The sequence below is a fragment of the Enterobacter sp. 01-M-03-SI-ECC genome, from assembly GCF_047530215.1.
Lineage (GTDB): Bacteria > Pseudomonadota > Gammaproteobacteria > Enterobacterales > Enterobacteriaceae > Enterobacter > Enterobacter chengduensis.
Genome location: NZ_JBLKDA010000003.1, coordinates 137928 through 158006, shown reverse-complemented (window position 1 = coordinate 158006; position 20079 = coordinate 137928). Strand labels below are relative to the sequence as shown.

At 53.1% G+C, this 20079-nt stretch carries 21 protein-coding genes; 11 read left to right on the top strand and 10 right to left on the bottom strand.

Annotated elements, in window-relative coordinates; all coding sequences use genetic code 11:
• The first annotated feature begins 32 nt into the window (after positions 1-32).
• From zntB to dbpA, 3 genes are all read left to right on the top strand, one after another.
• Positions 33-1016, top strand: a complete 984-nt coding sequence (zntB, locus tag ACMWKK_RS04360) for a zinc transporter ZntB (RefSeq protein ID WP_047716631.1) — start codon at positions 33-35, stop codon at positions 1014-1016.
• A gap of 284 nt (positions 1017-1300) precedes the next feature.
• A complete protein-coding gene (locus ACMWKK_RS04355; RefSeq protein ID WP_308464005.1) occupies positions 1301-1474 on the top strand; it encodes a hypothetical protein in 174 nt (57 codons plus the stop codon).
• 27 nt (positions 1475-1501) lie between these two features.
• On the top strand, positions 1502-2875 hold the full coding sequence (gene dbpA, locus ACMWKK_RS04350) for an ATP-dependent RNA helicase DbpA (RefSeq protein ID WP_112780137.1): 1374 nt from the start codon (positions 1502-1504) through the stop codon (positions 2873-2875).
• A gap of 42 nt (positions 2876-2917) precedes the next feature.
• Here the strand turns inward: dbpA and ttcA are convergent, their stop codons facing one another.
• On the bottom strand, positions 2918-3853 hold the full coding sequence (gene ttcA, locus ACMWKK_RS04345; RefSeq protein ID WP_112780138.1) for a tRNA 2-thiocytidine(32) synthetase TtcA: 936 nt from the start codon (positions 3851-3853) through the stop codon (positions 2918-2920).
• A gap of 145 nt (positions 3854-3998) precedes the next feature.
• Between ttcA and ACMWKK_RS04340 the strand changes: the two genes are divergently transcribed.
• The 5 genes from ACMWKK_RS04340 to ACMWKK_RS04320 all read left to right on the top strand — a co-directional run bounded on the left by ACMWKK_RS04340 (position 3999) and on the right by ACMWKK_RS04320 (position 7221).
• Positions 3999-4658, top strand: coding sequence for a DUF1345 domain-containing protein (locus ACMWKK_RS04340; protein ID WP_045326601.1), 660 nt, complete (start codon positions 3999-4001; stop codon positions 4656-4658).
• Between the two features lie 98 nt (positions 4659-4756).
• Positions 4757-5101: a DUF1294 domain-containing protein gene (locus ACMWKK_RS04335; protein WP_112780139.1), complete on the top strand. Its 345-nt coding sequence runs from the start codon at positions 4757-4759 to the stop codon at positions 5099-5101.
• A 113-nt stretch (positions 5102-5214) separates the two neighbouring features.
• Positions 5215-5664 (top strand): hypothetical protein, encoded by a 450-nt coding sequence (locus ACMWKK_RS04330; RefSeq protein WP_112780140.1) that lies wholly within the window; start codon positions 5215-5217, stop codon positions 5662-5664.
• A 260-nt stretch (positions 5665-5924) separates the two neighbouring features.
• Positions 5925-6956, top strand: a complete 1032-nt coding sequence (locus ACMWKK_RS04325) for a methyltransferase (RefSeq protein ID WP_112780141.1) — start codon at positions 5925-5927, stop codon at positions 6954-6956.
• A 67-nt stretch (positions 6957-7023) separates the two neighbouring features.
• Positions 7024-7221: a hypothetical protein gene (locus ACMWKK_RS04320; protein ID WP_023312007.1), complete on the top strand. Its 198-nt coding sequence runs from the start codon at positions 7024-7026 to the stop codon at positions 7219-7221.
• Between the two features lie 427 nt (positions 7222-7648).
• On the opposite strand, the gene ompC is transcribed toward ACMWKK_RS04320, so the two are convergent.
• The gene (gene ompC / locus ACMWKK_RS04315) at positions 7649-8758 is read right to left on the bottom strand and encodes a porin OmpC (RefSeq protein ID WP_112780142.1); all 1110 of its coding nucleotides are present in this window, start codon (positions 8756-8758) and stop codon (positions 7649-7651) included.
• A gap of 390 nt (positions 8759-9148) precedes the next feature.
• On the bottom strand, positions 9149-12673 hold the full coding sequence (gene nifJ / locus ACMWKK_RS04310) for a pyruvate:ferredoxin (flavodoxin) oxidoreductase (RefSeq protein ID WP_112780143.1): 3525 nt from the start codon (positions 12671-12673) through the stop codon (positions 9149-9151).
• A gap of 272 nt (positions 12674-12945) precedes the next feature.
• Between nifJ and ACMWKK_RS04305 the strand changes: the two genes are divergently transcribed.
• Positions 12946-13212, top strand: a complete 267-nt coding sequence (locus ACMWKK_RS04305; RefSeq protein WP_032658293.1) for a DUF333 domain-containing protein — start codon at positions 12946-12948, stop codon at positions 13210-13212.
• Here the strand turns inward: ACMWKK_RS04305 and hslJ are convergent, their stop codons facing one another.
• The 7 genes from hslJ to ACMWKK_RS04270 all read right to left on the bottom strand — a co-directional run bounded on the left by hslJ (position 13213) and on the right by ACMWKK_RS04270 (position 17755).
• A complete protein-coding gene (gene hslJ / locus ACMWKK_RS04300) occupies positions 13213-13650 on the bottom strand; it encodes a heat shock protein HslJ (RefSeq protein WP_112780144.1) in 438 nt (145 codons plus the stop codon).
• A 130-nt stretch (positions 13651-13780) separates the two neighbouring features.
• Complete coding sequence (locus tag ACMWKK_RS04295) at positions 13781-13909, bottom strand: DUF2474 domain-containing protein (RefSeq protein WP_008501283.1); 129 nt, start codon at positions 13907-13909, stop codon at positions 13781-13783.
• Entirely contained in the window at positions 13909-14919 is a 1011-nt protein-coding gene (gene cydB / locus ACMWKK_RS04290) for a cytochrome d ubiquinol oxidase subunit II (RefSeq protein ID WP_112780145.1), read from the bottom strand. The genes ACMWKK_RS04295 and cydB overlap by 1 nt, the downstream gene beginning before the upstream one ends.
• Positions 14919-16319 carry a cytochrome ubiquinol oxidase subunit I gene (locus ACMWKK_RS04285; protein ID WP_112780146.1) on the bottom strand — a complete coding sequence of 467 codons (1401 nt, stop codon included), beginning with the start codon at positions 16317-16319 and terminating at the stop codon, positions 14919-14921. Before ACMWKK_RS04285 ends, cydB begins: the two co-directional genes overlap by 1 nt.
• Before the next feature lie 152 nt (positions 16320-16471).
• The gene (locus ACMWKK_RS04280; RefSeq protein ID WP_112780147.1) at positions 16472-16873 is read right to left on the bottom strand and encodes a hypothetical protein; all 402 of its coding nucleotides are present in this window, start codon (positions 16871-16873) and stop codon (positions 16472-16474) included.
• A complete protein-coding gene (locus ACMWKK_RS04275; RefSeq protein WP_236653081.1) occupies positions 16851-17177 on the bottom strand; it encodes a polymorphic toxin type 44 domain-containing protein in 327 nt (108 codons plus the stop codon). The genes ACMWKK_RS04280 and ACMWKK_RS04275 overlap by 23 nt, the downstream gene beginning before the upstream one ends.
• 86 nt (positions 17178-17263) lie before the next feature.
• Positions 17264-17755, bottom strand: a complete 492-nt coding sequence (locus ACMWKK_RS04270) for an Hcp family type VI secretion system effector (RefSeq protein WP_112780148.1) — start codon at positions 17753-17755, stop codon at positions 17264-17266.
• 422 nt (positions 17756-18177) lie between these two features.
• On the opposite strand from ACMWKK_RS04270, the gene ACMWKK_RS04265 reads away from it, so the two are divergent.
• Together ACMWKK_RS04265 and ACMWKK_RS04260 are read left to right on the top strand one after the other, a co-directional pair.
• Entirely contained in the window at positions 18178-18366 is a 189-nt protein-coding gene (locus ACMWKK_RS04265) for a hypothetical protein (RefSeq protein ID WP_028013309.1), read from the top strand.
• An 82-nt stretch (positions 18367-18448) separates the two neighbouring features.
• On the top strand, positions 18449-19858 hold the full coding sequence (locus ACMWKK_RS04260) for a PLP-dependent aminotransferase family protein (protein WP_112780149.1): 1410 nt from the start codon (positions 18449-18451) through the stop codon (positions 19856-19858).
• Positions 19859-20079: the final 221 nt, after the last annotated feature.

Below are 20079 nucleotides of genomic sequence, written 5' to 3'. Positions count from 1 at the left end.
GACACCGAAAGAGCTCAAAAGGTGGAGGCGCTGTGGAAAGCATTAAAGGATCTGAACTGAACGTTCCTGACGCAGTTTTTGCGTGGGTGCTGGATGGTCGCGGCGGTGCCCGGCCGCTGGAAGATAATGATGTGATCGACAGTGCGCATCCCTGCTGGCTACATCTGAACTATACCCACACCGACAGCGCTGACTGGCTGGCATCGACCCCGCTCTTGCCTAACAACGTGCGCGATGCGCTGGCGGGTGAAAGCCTGCGGCCCCGCGTGAGCCGAATGGGTGACGGCACGCTGATCACCCTGCGCTGCATTAACGGCAGCACGGATGAACGTCCGGATCAGCTGGTGGCGATGCGGGTCTATATGGACGATGGGCTGATTGTCTCCACCCGACAGCGTAAGGTGCTGGCGCTGGATGATATCGTCAACGATCTGAAAGAGGGCACCGGGCCGGTCGACTGCGGCAGCTGGCTGGTGGACGTCTGTGACGCCCTCACCGATCATGCGAGCGAGTTTATTGAAGAACTGCACGACAAAATCATCGACCTGGAAGATAACCTGCTCGATCAGCAGATCCCGCCGCGCGGTTTTCTGGCCTTGTTACGTAAGCAGCTGATTGTAATGCGCCGCTATATGACGCCGCAGCGCGATGTTTATGCGCGCCTCGCCAGCGAAAGGCTTACCTGGATGAATGACGATCAGCGCCGCAGAATGCAGGATATTGCCGACAGGCTGGGCCGCGGCCTGGATGAAATTGATTCCTGTATCGCGAGAACGGCGGTGATGGCGGACGAAATCGCCCAGGTGATGCAGGAGTCGCTGGCGAGAAGAACCTACACGATGTCCCTGATGGCGATGGTGTTTTTACCCAGCACCTTTCTTACCGGGCTGTTTGGCGTCAACCTGGGCGGCATTCCGGGCAATGCCTACCATTACGGCTTTACGGCGTTTTGCGTGATGTTAGTTGTTTTGATTGGTGGTGTTGCATGGTGGTTGCATCGTAGTAAATGGCTGTAAATTTACGCTTTTTTCCGCTTTTACCAAGTTCAAAACGCGCTTTTAATTGAGCGAAGTCAATAAACATCGTCCCCGTAAGGTGCAATATTACTCCCGCAGGTGAATGCAACGTCAAGCGATGGGCGTTGCGCTCCATATTGTCTTACTTCCTTTTTTGAATTACTGCATAGCACAATTGATTCGTACGACGCCGACTTTAATAGTCGGCTTTTTTTTTGCCTCCTGATTCTCAGCGTCTACCCTAAAAGGGACGACAGCAAATTCTGGAGGGAATGATGAGCATCCTGAACGCTCTGCTACTGCAACAATCGCGTCAATCCGATCCCATCCCGACCGATCCGGTGCCAATGCCTGACCCCATCCCGCGTCCGCAGCCGATGCCCGACCCGCCGCCCGATGAAGAACCGATTAAATTGTCGCATCGGACCGCGAGATCTGCGAGGATACGCGCCATCTGACCGCAAAGATCACCACGAGAGACTATTGTGACCGCTTTTTCTACCCTGAATGTTCTGCCCGCCGCCCAACTCGATAACCTCAACGAGTTGGGATACCTCACGATGACGCCTGTTCAGGCGGCCGCCTTGCCCGCCATTCTCGAGGGCCGTGACGTGCGCGTTCAGGCGAAAACGGGCAGCGGGAAAACGGCGGCATTTGGCCTTGGCCTGTTGCAGCACATTGATGCGGCGCTTTTTCAGACCCAGTCTCTGGTGCTGTGCCCGACCCGCGAGCTGGCAGATCAGGTGGCGGGTGAACTTCGTCGCCTGGCGCGTTTCCTGCCCAACACCAAGATTTTAACCCTCTGTGGCGGACAGCCGTTCGGCGCGCAGCGTGATTCACTCCAGCATGCGCCGCACATTATTGTCGCCACGCCCGGCCGCCTGCTGGATCACCTGCAAAAAGGCACCGTCTCGCTGGATGTGTTGCAAACGCTGGTGATGGATGAGGCCGATCGGATGCTGGATATGGGCTTCAGCGACGCGATTGACGAGGTGATCCGCTTCGCCCCGGCCGATCGCCAGACGCTGCTGTTCTCTGCCACCTGGCCGGACGCTATCGCCGCCATCAGCGGGCGCGTGCAAAAAAATCCGCTCACCATTGAAATCGACAGCGTCGATGCGCTGCCCGCCATCGAACAGCAGTTCTTTGAAACCTCGCAGCAGGGGAAGATCCCGCTCCTGCAGAAACTGCTGAGCCAGCATCAGCCTGCCTCCTGCGTGGTGTTCTGTAATACCAAAAAAGACTGTCAGGCGGTCTGTGATGCCCTGAATGCCGCCGGGCAGAGCGCATTGTCCCTACATGGGGATCTGGAACAGCGCGATCGCGATCAGACCCTGGTTCGTTTCGCTAACGGCAGCGCCCGCGTCCTGGTCGCAACCGACGTCGCTGCGCGCGGTCTGGATATCAAATCCCTTGAGCTGGTGGTGAACTATGAGCTGGCGTGGGATCCGGAAGTGCATGTGCACCGTATTGGGCGTACCGCACGTGCGGGCAACAGCGGTCTGGCTATCAGCTTCTGCGCGCCGGAAGAGGCGCAGCGCGCCAATATTCTCGCTGAAATGTTGCAGATCAAGCTCAACTGGCTGAGTGCACCGGGCAGCGTGAAGCTCGTGCCGCTGGAGGCCGAAATGGCAACGCTGTGCATTGATGGCGGTAAAAAAGCCAAGATGCGTCCGGGGGATGTATTGGGCGCGCTGACCGGAGATATCGGTCTGGACGGGGCGGATATCGGTAAGATTGCGGTTCATCCGGCACATGTTTATGTGGCGGTTCGCCAGGCGGTTGCTCATAAGGCATGGAAGCAGCTACAAAACGGGAAAATCAAGGGTAAAACCTGTCGCGTACGTCTGCTGAAATAAAGAATGAAGCGTCTCAGACGTTGTGTCTGAGACGCTAACCGATTATTTCACTTCCAGCACGTTCAGACGCAGCTCGTCCAGCTGATTGTCATCCTCTTCAGGCTGCCAGCCCGCTGGCTGCATCGGGATCTCTTCCCGGTCAAACGCCAGATCGCCGCCATTTACTACTTCTGATTCGTGGTTGATGCCTTTAAAGTCGAACAGCTCCACGTCCGCGAGATGGGAAGGGACGACGTTCTGCATCGCACTGAACATGGTTTCAATGCGGCCCGGGTAGCGCTTATCCCAGTCGCGCAGCATGTCGCCAATCACCTGACGCTGCAGGTTCGGCTGAGAGCCGCACAGGTTACATGGAATGATAGGGAACCCTTTAGCCTGAGAAAAACGCTCAATGTCTTTTTCACGGCAGTAGGCAAGCGGGCGGATCACGATGTGTTTACCGTCATCGCTCATCAGCTTAGGCGGCATGCCTTTCATCTTGCCGCCGTAGAACATGTTGAGGAACAGCGTCTGCAGGATATCGTCGCGGTGGTGGCCCAGCGCAATTTTGGTTGCGCCCAGCTCCGTCGCGGTACGATACAGAATGCCACGGCGCAGACGGGAGCAGAGTGAGCAGGTGGTTTTCCCCTCCGGGATTTTCTCTTTCACAATGCCGTAGGTATTTTCTTCGACGATTTTGTACTCAACGCCCAGCTGCTCGAGGTATTCCGGCAGGATGTGCTCCGGGAACCCCGGCTGTTTCTGATCAAGGTTAACCGCCACCAGGGAAAAATTCACCGGTGCGCTTTGCTGAAGATTACGCAGGATCTCCAGCATGGTATAGCTGTCTTTCCCCCCTGACAGGCAAACCATGATGCGATCGCCTTCTTCAATCATGTTGAAGTCTGCAATGGCTTCGCCCACGTTACGGCGCAGTCGCTTTTGCAGTTTATTCAGGTTGTATTGCTCTTTTTTATTAATTTCTTGATTCTGTTGCATTTGTACTACCTTCGGAGCCAATAGGGGCAAAATTCGTCTGCCGCGTATGGTACGGATTCCGGTGGCAAATGCCAGCACGTTTTACAGCGACGCTAAAAGTGGATCTATAGTTAAGCTATCCTCCCTTCGCTAATAAACGCATATCATGCTCTTTTCTTTCAGAACTTACTTTCACGGGCGCTTTCGGTTACTGATAGCGATTTTGGCCGGGTTCATCTGTTTTTTAGTGCTTCCTCCCGAACTGGGGTATCTGCAGCGGTTGCTGATTGGCTGGAACGTGCTGGCGTGGCTGTATCTGTTCTTTATGTGGTTTCGAATGTTACGGACGGATGTACAGGATATTCCGCATATTGCCAGAATTCAGGATGAGAGCGCGGGGCTGGTGCTGGGCATGGTGATTCTTGGCTGCCTGGCCAGCATCCTGGCTATTCTGATTGAGCTGACCTCTCTAAAGCACCTCACCGGAACACCGCGCGTGCTGCATCTGTTGCTGACGGGCGCCACGCTGGTGGTTTCCTGGGCCTTGCTGCCCACCTCATTTGCCATGCATTACGCTCACCACCATTACCTGCACCGAAGTAAAGACGTCACCCCGATGATCTTTCCGGAAAAACCGGATGAGCCGGGCTACTGGGATTTCATCTATTTTTCCTTCACCATCGCCGTCGCGTCGCAGACCGCCGATGTGGCGACCGGGACCACCGACATGCGGCAAATCGCGTTGCTTCAGTCAGTGATTTCATTTGTTTTCAATCTGGCGATCCTGGGTCTGTCGGTGAACGTCGGTGCCGGGCTGCTGAACTGAATTTAAATGTTCAGTTGTCAGTATTCGCTGCGTGATAGATTGGCAAGTTGCGTATAATGCGATGTCGAAAACCGCTAAACACTCTCGTGACGAATACTATGATCCTTAATCGCTTTTGTTATTTACTCCCGATCGCGGCTGTAATCGGCAGCCTTTTTGCCCCGAACCCTTTGGCTATGTGGTTTTTGCTGATCAATGTGCTGACGATAGTCATCTATGGCGCAGATAAAATGGCGGCGCGCAAAGGGATGCGCAGGGTCCCGGAAGCCACGCTGCTGCTGTATGGCGCGGTGGGCGGCTGGCCTGGTGCCATCGCGGGCCAACAGCTCTTTCGCCATAAAACCCAAAAGCAGCCCTTTAAAACTTACTTTTTTTTAAGCATTGTCGTCAGCATCGCCGCAATGGCGGCGGTTTATCACTTCACGCCGGTTTCTTCTTTATGAAGGTATTGCCTGAATCAGCCATAACTGCCAATAGTAGTAGGACAATTCTTAAGGTGTTGCTGTTTTTTGCACAATCTGAATAATACGAGCAACAACACGGACGACAACATCCCATGAAAATAAAATCTATTGCGCTGGCAGTGCTGGTTGTCTTTTCTGTACCCTCCTGGGCTGCTTTTCAGGAGCGAGAATATAATACCTGGTATATCAAAAATGCGGTTCTTTATGACATGACGCAGACCTCAGAAGGTTTTCCCGTCATGGTAAGCGTATCCCAGCCCGGAAGAAAATCCGCTAATCTGCTGGTGTCATATATTACTGAGGGCCGCTGTGGTGAGAATAACCCGTCGCTAAACGTGAATGGTAAAATCCTGCCTGCCCGATATGACTGTGTTCAGATAGGACAGAACAAAATTGAACACTTTTCAGTGGTGGATGCGGACAGCGTCAATGGTATGGTGACGCACCTGAAATCTGATTTTACGATTCTTCTGCAAAACGATATTAAAATTTGGGCGGCAAATATCAAAGTGCCGAAATATGGGTTGTCACCAAGATTCTAAATAGTAAATACCTGTCTTACGATAGGTATTTTTTTTGCTATTTTGTAATCATTGATAAAATAATAATTTTTGCTTGTTATTAATCCATTTGTTGTGTAAGTGGCCCTGCTTATTTACGTATTTAAATAAACTGTATGCTAATCGGTACGACACCGCATAAATAAACCTTTCTTAATTTATGGATAAAGCTCACTGCCAGACATACGCTTGCTAGCGACCTTTTAGCTGTTTAACACACCTTTATGGATAAGGAGCAGTAAATGTCACAACGTAATAGTCTGGATTTACTAAGCCGTAAAGAAGGAATGTGTTTATTAGAGCAAAGCATGGGGTTTGTCTGGCATGCAGCACTCCGGGCTGTCGCGATATTAGGCGTTGCAGATCGCCTGGTTGAAGGAAGTAAATCCGTTAAGCAGCTGGCGAAGGAGCTTAATGTCGATGACAGCTCTCTTCACCGCATCATGCGCTTATTATCATCGCGTGGGATCTTTAACGAAGTCTCCGAAGCGGAATACGGTCTTAGCCATTCTGCCCAATTCCTGCGTTCCGATCACGAATTTTCGCTGCGTGCGGCGGTGCTTATGTTAACAGACCAAACATTCTGGCAGCCAGCGGCAAAAATGGATGAAATAGTCCAGGGTAAACCTGTTTTTAATGAATTGTTTGGTAAGCCTTTTTACGACTACTGGCAGCATGACGATACGGTGAATGAAGGCAACATTTTTCATGCCGGTATGGCCTCTATGTCATCCGTAGAGAATGAAGTCATCGCAGATAGCTATTCGTTCCCTGAACACGCTGTCGTTGCGGACATCGCCGGTGGGCTGGGTAATTTATTGCTGGCCGTTTTACGTCGAAATCCGACCTTAACCGGTATCCTGTTTGATCAAAAAGACGTGCTTGCGCGCAATCGGCTGTCACGATTAAATGACGATAGTCGATGGAAGACCGTAGAGGGCAGCTTTTTTACAGCCTGTCCAGCAGCGGATATTTATCTCCTCAAATATATTTTGATGGACTGGCCTGATGAGAAGGCAGTTCAGATACTTCAATGCTGCAGAAACGCGATGAAAGAAAACGCCCGGTTATTAATTTTTGAACCGCTTATCAAAAAGGAAAATAACGAGCAGGGCCGATTTGAAATTGACCTTCTTCTGTTAACGAGCTTTGACGGCGGGCGGGCAAGAACGGAGCCTGAGTATCAGGCCTTGTTTAAACACGCCAACCTGAAGCTGAACAAAATAATAGACACCCGTTCGTATCTGTCGATTTTAGAGGTCGTACCTGTTTGAATCTGTTCGTCATTCCGTTTTAGCGTATTCATGCTACGCTTTTTGTGTTGTACAAGGGAGCATGAATATGAAAAACAAAGACGAACAAACAGGACTGGTGGGGCTGGCGATTGGAGCAGCCGTTATTGGGCTGGTTTCAGCGCAAAAACCGATCCATCGCAATAGTATTGTCGATGAACTGGTCAGGCTCGGCAGGCAAAAAGGCGATGGAGTAGAAGACGAGGTTTTCGTGAAAGCGGCTGAGCTGGTGAGAAAAGGGGTATAGCGCATGGCTAAAAGACGAGATGTGAAGTGCCATTGCGCCGCGGTGGCATTCACCGTTGAGCTCACGGGTGGCTTCAACCTGTGAAAAAACAGTGCGTCTAAGTGTTAATCCGCCACCGGCACTGCTGGTGGCTTTTTATTTTCCGGGAGTAAGGTTAACCGCCATCCAGGTGGTTCAACACAGCGCCGAGATGCCCGACAATATCTGCAAAATCAAAAATTAACGCCATCCAGATTAGCGCGAGAAGAGTAAGTACGGCAACGGATACACGACCAAACAACGCTGTTATCCTTAGTGATGTAAAGACTTTCAACTCATTTTAAACAGCTTTCTCTCAACTTACCCTCAACCATACGACTCCAGAACCCATTTTTTGTGACGAACCTCAAAAATGGTGGAGCCCGCATCATCATGCGGGCTCTGATAATTAGAACTGGTAAACCATACCTAACGCTACGACATCATCCGTACCGATGCCGTTGTTTTTGTAGAAGCTGTCATTTTCATCCAGCATGTTGATTTTGTAATCAACGTAGGTGGACATGTTTTTATTGAAGTAGTAGGTTGCGCCTACGTCAGCGTATTTAACCAGATCCTGGTCGCTCTGGCCGTTACCCAGGTCCTTACCTTTAGACTGCAGGTAGGAAAGGGTCGGACGCAGGCCGAAGTCGAACTGATACTGTGCGGTCACCTCAAAGTTTTGGGTTTTGTTCGCCACGGCGTCGGTGTGATTGCCGTACGGGGTCATATTGCGGGTTTCAGAATACATTGCCGCCAGATAGATATTGTTGGCGTCATATTTCAGGCCCGCAGTCCAGGCATCCGCTTTGTCACCGCCCGCAGTCGTATTCATCACCTGCTCGTTGGTGCGGTCAGAAGAGGTGTAGGCGGCACCCGCACTGATCCCCATGCCGAAGTCATAGGTGGTAGAGATGCCGAAACCATCGCCGTTCTCGTGACGCGTGTCGCGGCCGTTGTTAGTGCCTTCCTGATTGTTGCTGGCGTCTTCATTCTTGCCCTGATACTGCAGCGCAAAGTTCAGACCCTGCACCAGACCATAGAAGTCGGTGTTACGGTAGGTTGCCACGCCGTTGGCGCGGCTGGTCATGAAGTTGTCGGCTTTGGTATAAGAATCTCCACCGAACTCAGGCAGCATATCGGTCCAGCCCTCCACGTCGTACAGCACGCCGTAGTTACGTCCGTAATCGAAGGAGCCGTAGTCGCCCACTTTCACGCCCGCGAAGGCCAGACGCGTCCAGGACTGGTTATCCGAACCTTCGGTATTATTGGCCTGAATGTTGTATTCCCACTGCGCGTAGCCGGTCATCATGTCGTTGATCTGGGTTTCGCCTTTGAAGCCCAGACGCATGTAGGTTTGATCCCCGTCAGCGCCTTTATCGTCGGAGAAATAGTGCAGACCATCTACTTTTCCGTACAGATCTAATTTATTGCCGTCTTTATTATAAATCTCTGCTGCATGCGTTGCGCCAGCCATTAACAGAGCCGGAATCATCAGGGCCAGTACTTTTCTTTGCATTGTGATATTCCTTTGCAGTTGTTTTTATTTAATTACCTGTTGAACTTTCAGAAAGAGAAAGTTGTCCCATGCTAAATCACTCCCGTGTAAGAGCAATAAAATATTATTGTTACGAATTAAGTAAAATCTAAACTGAATAAATCAGCAGTAATGGTCATTGGTTTTATGAATGATTTAGGGGTAAGCATATTAAATTGAAATTATTAATCAGGCGTTAATTGCGATAGTCTTGATGGCGTTATATGCCTTTAAGATGATTCATCCATAATTAACGTGAATGCTATTAAGGAAACTAAATAGATTTTCATTGATTATTTGGATTTGCCCGGTGTGAATGCGCCGGGCTTTTTTTATGGCAAAAAAAATGCCCGGACAAGCCGGGCAGGGGAACTAGTCGCTGGTCGGTTTTTCGGCTTTACCCGCCATTTGTGCCAGGAAGTCATAGCGTTTTTGCAGGTCCGCAGCGGCATCTTTCCACAGCTGTTCGGCCACCTCCGGCTGCTGCGCGTTAAGGCGACGGAAGCGCTGTTCCTGCATTAACGTCTCGGCCAGGGCATCTGACGGCGGCCGCGAATCCAGCGCCAGCGGTAATTTACCCTCGTCTGCGCGACGCGGGTCGAACCGGTACAGCGGCCAGAAGCCGGTCGCGGTCAGCTGACGCATTTGATCGTGGCTGAGCGCCAGGTCGTAGCCATGCTCCTCGCAAGGGCTGTAGGCAATAATCAGCGATGGACCCGGGTACGCTTCCGCTTCCTGAATTGCTTTTACCGTCTGGTTAAGCTGGGCACCCAGCGAGATTTGCGCGACGTAAACGTGGCCGTACATCATCATGCTCACGCCGAGATCTTTGCGCGCCTTGCGTTTACCGTGTTCCCCGAATTTTGTCACGGCGCCTAACGGTGTGGCTTTTGACGCCTGACCGCCGGTATTGGAATAACACTGTGTATCCAGAACCAGAATGTTGACGTTTTCGGTCAGGCTCAACACGTGATCCAGCCCGCCGAAGCCGATATCGTAAGCCCAGCCGTCACCGCCAATCAGCCAGATCGATTTTTCGACCAGGGCGTCAGCGTCGGTCAGCAGCTGTTCGGCTCCCGCTACGCCCTGAAGCGAGCGGCGCAGCTCAGCAACCTGCTCACGACGCACTTCCGGCGTTGCGTCTGCGTGAAGGGCGGCATTGAGTTCGGCAGGGATCTGCCCGGCAAACTGATCGAGCAGGCGCATCACGCGTGTGCGGTGCTGGTCAACGGTCAGGCGGAAGCCCAGGCCAAACTCGGCGTTGTCCTCGAACAGCGAGTTTGCCCACGCGGGACCGCGACCGTTGGCGTCAGTGGTGTACGGGGTGGAGGGCAGGTTACCGCCGTAGATAGATGAACAGCCGGTTGCGTTGGCAATCAACATCCGGTCACCGTACAGCTGGGTAAGCAGCTTGATATACGGCGTTTCACCGCAGCCGGAGCAGGCGCCAGAGTACTCAAACAGCGGCGTGATCAGCTGTGACGTGCGGATATCAATACGTTCCAGTTTGCTGCGGTCGATTTCCGGCAGATTCAGGAAGAAGTCATAATTGACCTTCTCCTCTTCAACGTGCTCCAGGCGCGACATCATATTGATGGCTTTAATGTCCGGGTTCTGCCTGTCTTTCGCCGGGCAGACCTCAACGCAGAGGTTACAGCCGGTGCAATCCTCCGGGGCGACCTGCAGAACGTATTTCTGCCCGCGCATATCGCGGGACTTCACGTCCAGAGAGTGCAGGCTGGACGGCGCGGATTCCATCTCCTCCGGCGACACCACTTTGGCGCGAATGGCCGAGTGCGGGCAGGCCGCGACGCAGTGGTTACACTGGGTGCACAGCTCCTCTTTCCAGACAGGAATCTCTTCGGCAATGTTACGTTTTTCCCAGCGGGTGGTGCCCATCGGCCACGTTCCATCCGGCGGCAGCGCCGAGACGGGCAGGGCGTCACCCAGGCCGGCCAGCATCGCCGCCGTTACCGTTTTCACGAAATCAGGCGCCGCATCGGACACGACCGGAGGGCGGTTCGGGCTGGCGGCATTCACCGGCTGCAGCGGCACCTCAAACAGCGATTCGCGCGCCAGCGCCAGCGCCTGCCAGTTCCGCTCGACCAGTTCCTGCCCCTTGCTGCTGTAGCTTTTGGCTATTGCGCCCTGCAGTTCCGCGAGCGCGCTGTCTCCCGGCAGGATATTCGTCAGATGGAAGAAGGCCATCTGCATCACGGTATTAATACGCGCAGCAAGGCCGCATTCGCGGGCAATTTTGGCGGCGTTGACGACATAGAACCGGGCTTTTTTCTGGTTCAGCACCGCCTGCACTTCCTGCGGCAGCCGTGACCAGACCTCATCCGCGCCGTACGGCGTATTCAGGAGGAAAATACCGCCGGGCTTCAGGCGCTCGGCCATCTGATATTTATCGATGAACTGCAGCTGGTGACAGCCAACAAAATCAGCCTGAGAAATAAGATACGCCGAGCGGATGGGCTGTTCGCTCACGCGCAGGTGGGAAACGGTCAGGCCGCCGGCTTTCTTGGAGTCATAAACGAAGTACCCCTGGGCGTACCACGGCGTAGAGTTACCGATGATTTTGATGTTGTTTTTGGTCGCGGAGACGCTGCCGTCGCTGCCCAGGCCGTAGAACAGCGCCTCAAGTTTGGCGGTCGAGGGCAGGGTGTTTTCCGGCAAGGCCAGGGACAGGTTGGTCACATCATCATAAATGCCGACGGTGAAGCGCGGCTTGGGCTTCGCTTCGCTGAGCTCGTTAAATACCGCCAGCACGCAGTCCGGGCCAAACTCTTTGGAGGACAAACCGTAGCGCCCTCCGACGGTGCGCGGCAGCGTTTCGCGTTCGCCATTGTTAAAGGCTTCTGCCAGGGCGGTCATGACGTCCAGATAAAGCGGTTCCGCCTGCGCGCCGGGCTCTTTGGTACGATCGAGCACCGCCACCGCGCGCGCGCTTTCAGGCAGAACGGAAAGCAGATGTTTAGCCGAAAACGGGCGATAAAGACGCACTTTGAGCACGCCCACCTTTTCGCCGCGCGTCAGCAGCTCGTCAACCACCTCTTCACAGGTCCCAATGGCTGATCCCATCAGCACAATGACCCGATCCGCCTGCGGGTGGCCGTAGTATTCAAACGGTTTGTATTCACGACCGGTTGCGGCGGCAAAGTCGTTCATCGCCTGTTCAACATGGTCGTACACCGCGTTGTACCACGGGTTCGTGGCCTCGCGAGACTGGAAATACGTATCCGGGTTCGCCGACGTTCCTCGAATAACCGGATGTTCCGGGTTAAGGGCGCGGGCGCGATGCGCGTCGATGTCCGCCTGCGGGAGCAGGTTCAGGATAGTCTCGTCAGCCAGCGGGACAATTTTGTTGATTTCGTGAGAGGTGCGGAAACCATCAAAGAAGTGAATAAACGGCACGCGGCTTTTGAGCGTGGCGATATGCGAAATTAAGGCAAAGTCCTGGGCTTCCTGGACGCTGCTGGCGCACAGCATCGCGCAGCCGGTCTGGCGCACGGCCATCACGTCAGAGTGATCGCCAAAAATAGAGAGCGCGTGGGTGGCAACGGTACGCGCAGCGACGTGCAGAACGAAGGGGGTCAGCTGACCGGCGAGCTTGTAAAGCGTCGGGATCATTAACAACAATCCCTGAGAGGAGGTAAACGACGTGGAAAGCGCACCGGTCTGCAGCGCGCCGTGTACCGTGGCGATCGCACCGGCCTCGGACTGCATTTCAACGACCCTTGGGACATCGCCCCAGACGTTTTTTAACCCGTTACCCGCCCAGGCGTCCGCCTGCTCAGCCATGGTTGAACTTGGCGTAATTGGGTAGATGGCGATAACTTCACTGGTGCGGAAGGCGACTGAGGCAACTGCACCATTACCGTCAATAGTTTGCATAGGACAACACCCTTACATTGCGCAAAAAAATAGGGGTCTGTTTTACGGCGACAAACCCTGAATATTATCTGTGTATTCTAGCAAACGGGGGATTTTACGATTTTCGCTTTTGTGTCCTCGGTATTCTCGCCATCAATGAGTAGATCAAACTTTTGGCGAAAAAATTGCGAGAAATTGTTTCTGAAGCGCATAAATACGCACTTCCGCTCTCGACGACACGGGATGTGATGCCTATTATGCATAGGTTTCGCATTAATTATGGGGGAGAGAGCATGCGCTCAGCATTTTTGGTAGGGTGTGCCGCATTATTGCTGTCGGCATGTAGCAGTGAACCAGTCCAGCAGGCTACGGCCGCTCACGTCGCGCCGGGAATGAAGGCGGCGATGTCCAGTTCAGGTCAGGCCAACTGCGCGATGATTGGCGGTTCGCTGTCCGTCGCCCGCCAGCTAGATGGTTCTGCTATTGGGATGTGCGCCTTGCCAAACGGCAAACGCTGCAGTGAACAGTCGCTTGCCGTGGGAAGCTGCGGTAACTATTGATTATTCTGCACGCTTAAACATCAGCGTTTTATCGGCTGTCGCCAGCGTCAACTGGTCTTCAGTCAGGTCGACCTGCGCCCCTTTGCGCAGCATGTCGCCGATGGCCTGATCCAGCTCGTTCAGCTGCGGTTCCGTGCAGAGCTTGCGCGTCATGGCCAGCGTTTTGACCTTAAGCTCGCCCTCGGACAATTTCCCCTGTCCGTTAAAGCGGTTACACATCTGGCCAGAAACGCTGATGTTGTTCACCAGGCTGATATCAGGCAGCGCGCTAAAACTGATTTCAGGTTGCGCTGTTCCGCTCTTCACGGCCTTACCGTTCACATTTTCCAGCACAAAGCGGTGGCTTTTAAGTTGCTCCGGCTGTACGGAGGCTTTACCCGGATTAACGCACCCGGTAAGGACAAGACTAATAACGCTTAACGCGATGAGCTTTTTCATTTTTCTTCTCAAACTATAAATACTGTGAATCTTTTTCCAGTGTAACGATACTCTGCCGGGCGTTAATGGGGTTTATCTGAAAGTGCGAGGGGGGAAGTACCGGGCAACGCAGCGGTTGCCCGGAATGACGTTAGTGCGATTTAAATCCTGCCGCCGTCATCAGCATGCGGAAGAGCATGCTGACCGCAGCCAGCGCTAGCACGCTGCCGCCCCAGATAATGGCCAGCCACAGCAATCTTTTCCAGACCGGTTGTTGCATCAGTGATAACCCTCCCCATGCTTAACTTTGCCGCGAAATACGTAGTAGCTCCAGAAGGTGTAGACCAGAATAACGGGAATGATCAACAGTGCGCCCACCAGCATAAAGCCCTGGCTTTGCGTCGGTGCGGCGGCCTGCCACAGGGTGATCGACGGCGGAATAATATGCGGCCAGATGCTGATCCCAAGCCCGCTAAAGCCGAGGAAGATCAGCCCCAGCGTCAGGATAAACGGTCGGCTATGGCTGTCGGGATTATTCAGGCAGCGCCACTGGTACAGGCTAAACATCACCACCAGCGCCGGGACGGGCAGCAGATAAAACAGGTTTGGCAGCGTAAACCAGCGCGCAGCGATGGCCGGTTGCGCCAGCGGCGTCCAGAGGCTGATCGCCGCAACAAACGCCAGCAGCACGATTAAAAGCGTTTTCGACATTTCTCTCATCCGCTGTTGCAGCGCGTTTTCGCTTTTCATCACCAGCCAGGTCGAGCCTAACAGCGCATAGGCCACCACCAGACCCGCGCCGCAAAACAGGTTAAACGCGGTGAACCAGTCAAAGGGGCCGCCGCTGTAGGACCGTCCGGTAACGGCAAAGCCGTTGATGACGGCACCTACCGTCACGCCCTGTGTAAACGTCGCCAGAATCGAACCGCCTATAAACGCTTTATCCCAGAAGGGACGGTGCGCCGGGGTGGCCTTAAAGCGAAATTCAAACGCCACGCCGCGAAAAATAAGTCCGATCAGCATTAACGTTAGCGGAATGGTCAGGGCATCAACGATCACCGCATAGGCCAGCGGGAATGCGCCGAACAGGGCGGCACCGCCCAGCACCAGCCAGGTTTCATTACCGTCCCAAACCGGCGCGACGCTGTTGACCATCACGTCGCGATCGTCGGCGTTGTGCATGGCCGGGAACAGAATGCCGATCCCCAGATCAAAACCGTCCATCACGATATACATCAGCGTGGCAAAGACGATAATGACGAACCAGATAATGGAGAGATCGATACCCATTATGGCTGCTCCTTATGTTCAGTTGTTACGGCAGAAAGCGGGCGGGCCGGACGTCCGTCGGACTCGGTGGCGAAAGACTCATGCGCCTGCGGGCCTTTCCGAATCAGGCGCACCATATAGCTGTAACCCACGCCGAATACCGAGGTATAGACGACGAAGAAGGCCAGCAGGCTGACGCTCATGTGCAGGTCACCGTGGGCGGAAACCGCATCTTTTGTTCGCTGAAGTCCATACACCACCCACGGCTGACGGCCCACTTCGGTGGTGATCCACCCGGCCAGAATCGCAATCAGCCCGGATGGCCCCATCAGCAGCGCAAACCACAGGAAAGGGCGCGACGAATACAGGCGTTTTTTGTAGCGTAGCCAGAGTGCCGCCACCCCAAGCAGCAGCATCAGCATGCCCAGGCCCGCCATAATACGGAACGACCAGAAGACGATGGTGGCGTTGGGCCGGTCTTCCTTTGGAAACTCTTTCAGCGCAGGGACCTGTTTATCCAGACTATGGGTCAGGATAAGACTGCCGAGCGCGGGGATCTCCAGCCCAAAGCGGGTGCGCTCCTGTTCCATATCCGGCCAGCCAAACAGCAGCAGCGGGGTAGGTTCACCCGGCGGATTTTCCCAGTGGCCTTCAATGGCGGCAATCTTGGCGGGCTGGTGCTTTAAGGTGTTCAACCCGTGCATATCGCCGACCATGGCCTGAATGGGGGCGACAATCAGCGTCATCCACAGCGCCATCGAAAACATCGCCCGGATGGCGGGGGTATTATTCCCGCGCAGCAGATGCCATGCCGCGGATGCGCCCACAAACAGGGCGCTGCTGAGGAAGGCGGCTATCGACATATGCAGCAGGCGGTAAGGGAAGGAGGGGTTAAACACCACGGCAAACCAGTCCACCGGGACGACCTGACCGTTGACGATCTCATAGCCCTGCGGAGTCTGCATCCAGCTGTTCGAAGAGAGTATCCAGAAGGTGGAGATAATGGTGCCCAGCGCCACCATGCAGGTGGAGAAGAAGTGCAGGCCCGGCCCGACTTTGTTCCAGCCGAACAGCATCACGCCAAGGAACCCGGCTTCGAGGAAGAAGGCGGTAAGCACTTCATAGGTCAGCAGCGGGCCGGTAATGCTGCCCGCAAACTGCGAAAAGCCGCTCCAGTTGGTGCCAAACTGGTAGGCCATTACCAGCCCGGAGACCACGCCCATGCCAAAGTTGACGGCAAAAATCTTCGACCAGAAATGGTACAGGGAGCGCCAGACCGGATTTTTTGTTTTCAGCCACAGCCCTTCGAGCACGGCAAGATAGCTTGCCAGGCCGATGGTGATGGCCGGGAAAATAATGTGAAAGGATACGGTAAAGGCAAACTGTATCCGTGCAAGGTGAAAAGCATCCAAACCAAACATGCAAAACTCCGCGATGTAATTATGTCGATGCCATTCTAAGCCGCGCCAGCTCTGGGTTGCAGAAACAGACACGGCATATTTACCTATAACAGTTTCCCGTCTATTGGGTACATTTCCTCATGCGCGGAAAAATCAATGAACCCCTGCCGCTATCAGTAGGGGGAGGCATCCAGAAGAATATTGGCGAGTTTAGACGTATTATGGAAAGAGTATACGTCCCCTCGAACACGCAGATATACTCCATCGTCTTTAACATCGATTTTCACTTCAGGATCGTTAGTCACCATGAATGGCGCGGCCTGATCAATATGCGATAAAAAATCTGCCTCACTTCTTTTGGCATCCAGTAAATAGTAGTGATAGGTGTATGATGTCATGGCCCCGGCATTAGCTTGTGTGACATACAACACAGCCCAGTTATTGACTTTCACCTTTGAACGTAACTCTTGTTCGACAGGGAAGTTCATAAAACAGAAAACCCATCCGGCGTAGGCTAGTGCGAATAATGCAGGTATGAGAATATAGCGTTTTTTAAAAACCCGTTCTTGTTGCATAGTCTATTCCGCATTTTATCCAGAATTGATCGGTCGGATCATCCCCAAAAGGGGGGGAACCATACCAGTGTCCATCTTTTGACTGACCATTCCCTGACTTTGACTGCGCCCAGCCTGCTGCGCGTAACAGAACGGGGGAAGAAATTCCAGCCGCAGTACCCACCGCACCATAATGAAAATTACCAAAATTCTCGTATTGGCGGCCTATTCTGGTTTTATAATCCCAGGGGCCATGTAACCTGACCTGTTGATAAAACCAAGCATATGTTAACGCTGATGGTCCCCGGTGAAATCTTGCTAGCATCATATTACTCAAGATGTTAACGCCTGGAGGAGAGAAAGATGAAATATCATAAGGTGGGTGAGGAGAGACCGCTAGAGTTGGGTACCTCATGCTTGCAGTCTCTCATTCCAGTTGTCGGTAAATATAATGTTACCGTCACAATGTTTCCAGGTAATTTTTTCATATCGAAATTCTACACACTCGAGGTGATTGTGTTTTTCCTTTGTTGGATCTTTTGTGTCGTGCATCATTGGTGAGACGCCGACAATTTTCACCCCTTCAAGTAACATGTTGAAATATTCTACTTCTTGCCCTGCATCATTAATCTTGTACCATCTAAATTCAGCCGATTTAAGAGTTTGACCCGTTGCAACCGCCTTATAAAGATACGGTGAAGATGAATCAAATTCTTTTTGTATGATTATGGATGAATGTTTGCGAGTACCGGTGATTTTTCCCGTAAGACCATCGGTAGGCAGACTGAGATTGTGGGAGAAACCATTAACTTCTATGCTTCCTTCCCGATTCTGAACATCAACCGCCCCTTTAATATCCGCTCCGCCGTCGTCTTTTATCCATAAATATGCTGGAATTGCCATGAAAAGCTCCTTTCTAATTAAGTAAATGGTATTTGTGATTAATTTAATACTCCAAAACGGACAAGCCAATTAGGCAAAAAATGTTATATAAATTATTTATATTTCATGGTGTTATGTGCTTGATTGTAGCGATAGGCTTAATCAATACCCCAATGTAATGTGGACATCACTGTTTTAAACAATGTTTTTATGAATTTTCCGCATAAAACCGCTTGCTTTATCGTCAGCGCCGTGCGTTAATGGTCTTCTGGTTTTGAGTCCAAATAAATATCTGATGTAGTTTTATAAAGCAGTTCTCATCACGTTGTGCCTCTCCGCAGCCTCTCTTGGGTCTTTATCTACTTTCCGATTCGTTTTGTTTAAAACCATCATTGCTCAATCGGCCCATTAGTAATTTACGTTTTACGTGTCAGGAGAATCCTATGACTTCTTATATCCATTTTCGCTGCCCATGCTGTCATGGTTCGCAGTACCGTACCTCAGTCTTCGATGTGTCTGAGAAAAACCCACTCGGCGCGAAATGCATCTTTTGCAAATCGTCGATGATTACGCTCGATCACCTGGCCGCTGCGCGTCAGGCGCAAAGCCACGTTACCGAGTACCGTAAGTAATTCACCTTCCAAACTATAACAGTTAGCTAAATCTTCTCTTTTTCTCCTGCTGATATACACTGTCGGTCATAAGGAGAATCTGATGAAAAAATACCAGCGTCTGGCGCAACAAATTATCTCGCAGATTGAGCTTGGCGTATGGCTGCCGGGCGATAAGCTGCCTTCCCTGCGAGAGCAGGTGGCAAGCAGCGGCATGAGTTTTATGACCGTTGGCCACGCGTATCAGATGCTGGAAAGCCAGGGGCGCATTGTCGCCAGACCGCAGTCGGGCTATTACGTTGCCTCGCGCCCGACCGCACAACAGCCCGCGCCACCTGCCCAGGTGATGCGTGACGAAGCGGTAGATATTAACACCTACATCTTCGACGTCTTACAGGCCAGCCGCGACCCGTCCGTTGTCCCTTTTGCTTCCGCGTTTCCCGATCCGCGACTTTTCCCGCTGCAGCAGCTCAACCGCTCGTTGGCGAACGTCAGCAAAACCGCGACGGCGATGAGCGTTATTGAGAACCTGCCGCCGGGGAACGTCGATCTCCGCCACGCCATTGCCCGTCGCTACGCGCAGCAGGGGATGAACATCTCCCCGGAAGAGATCGTCATCACCGCTGGCGCGCTCGAAGCGCTCAATCTGAGCCTGCAGGCGGTCACCGAGCCGGGTGACTGGGTGATTGTCGAAAACCCCTGCTTCTACGGCGCGCTGCAGGCGCTGGAGCGTCTCAAGCTCAAAGCGTTGTCAATTGCGACGGATGTCCGCGAGGGGATCGATCTCAATGCCCTCGAACAGGCGCTGAATGAGTACCCGGTTAAAGCCTGCTGGATCATGACCAACAGCCAGAACCCGCTTGGCTTCACGCTGAGCGCGGAGAAAAAAGCGCGGCTCGTCGCGCTATTAACGCAGCACAATGTCCCCCTGATTGAAGATGACGTCTACAGCGAGCTCTATTTTGGCCGCGAAAAGCCGCTCCCGGCGAAAGCATGGGATCGTCAGGACATGACGCTGCACTGCTCGTCCTTTTCAAAATGTCTGGTGGCCGGTTTTCGCATCGGCTGGGTGGCGGCAGGAAAACACGCGCGACGGATCCAGCAGCTGCAGCTGATGAGCACGCTCTCCACCAGCTCTCCCGTACAGCTTGCGCTGGTGGATTACCTGGCGACGAAGCGCTACGACGCCCATCTGCGCCGCCTGCGGCGTACGCTCGCCGAGCGAAAGCAGCAGGCATGGCAGTCACTTCTGCGCCATATGCCTGCCGGGGTCAAAATCCACCATAACGACAGCGGCTACTTTTTATGGCTGGAGCTTCCGGCGCAGCTGGATGCGGGGCTGTTGAGCGAAAAAGCCTTAACGCACCACATCAGCATTGCCCCCGGGAAGATGTTTTCCACCTCTGACGCGTGGACGCCGTTCTTCCGGTTTAATACCTCATGGGCCTGGGGAGAGCGAGAGGAGCAGGCGGTGATTCAGTTAGGTAAATTAATTAGCACGATGCTGGAATAAACCTTTCCCCGTTATTTAAATAATCAATTCTTATCCTGATAACGGCGCTGCGAATATTTTGCGGTGCCCGGTCATAGGAAATCCGCATACCGTCTCCCGCGGCTAACTCCTTGTCTATAATCCAGTTAACGGGGAATGCGCCCTCTGTCACACCTTGATGAAATTTCCTGAAGCCGTACGGTGCGGCGCATTTGCGCGGTCTACGTTTAATAAGGGAGATA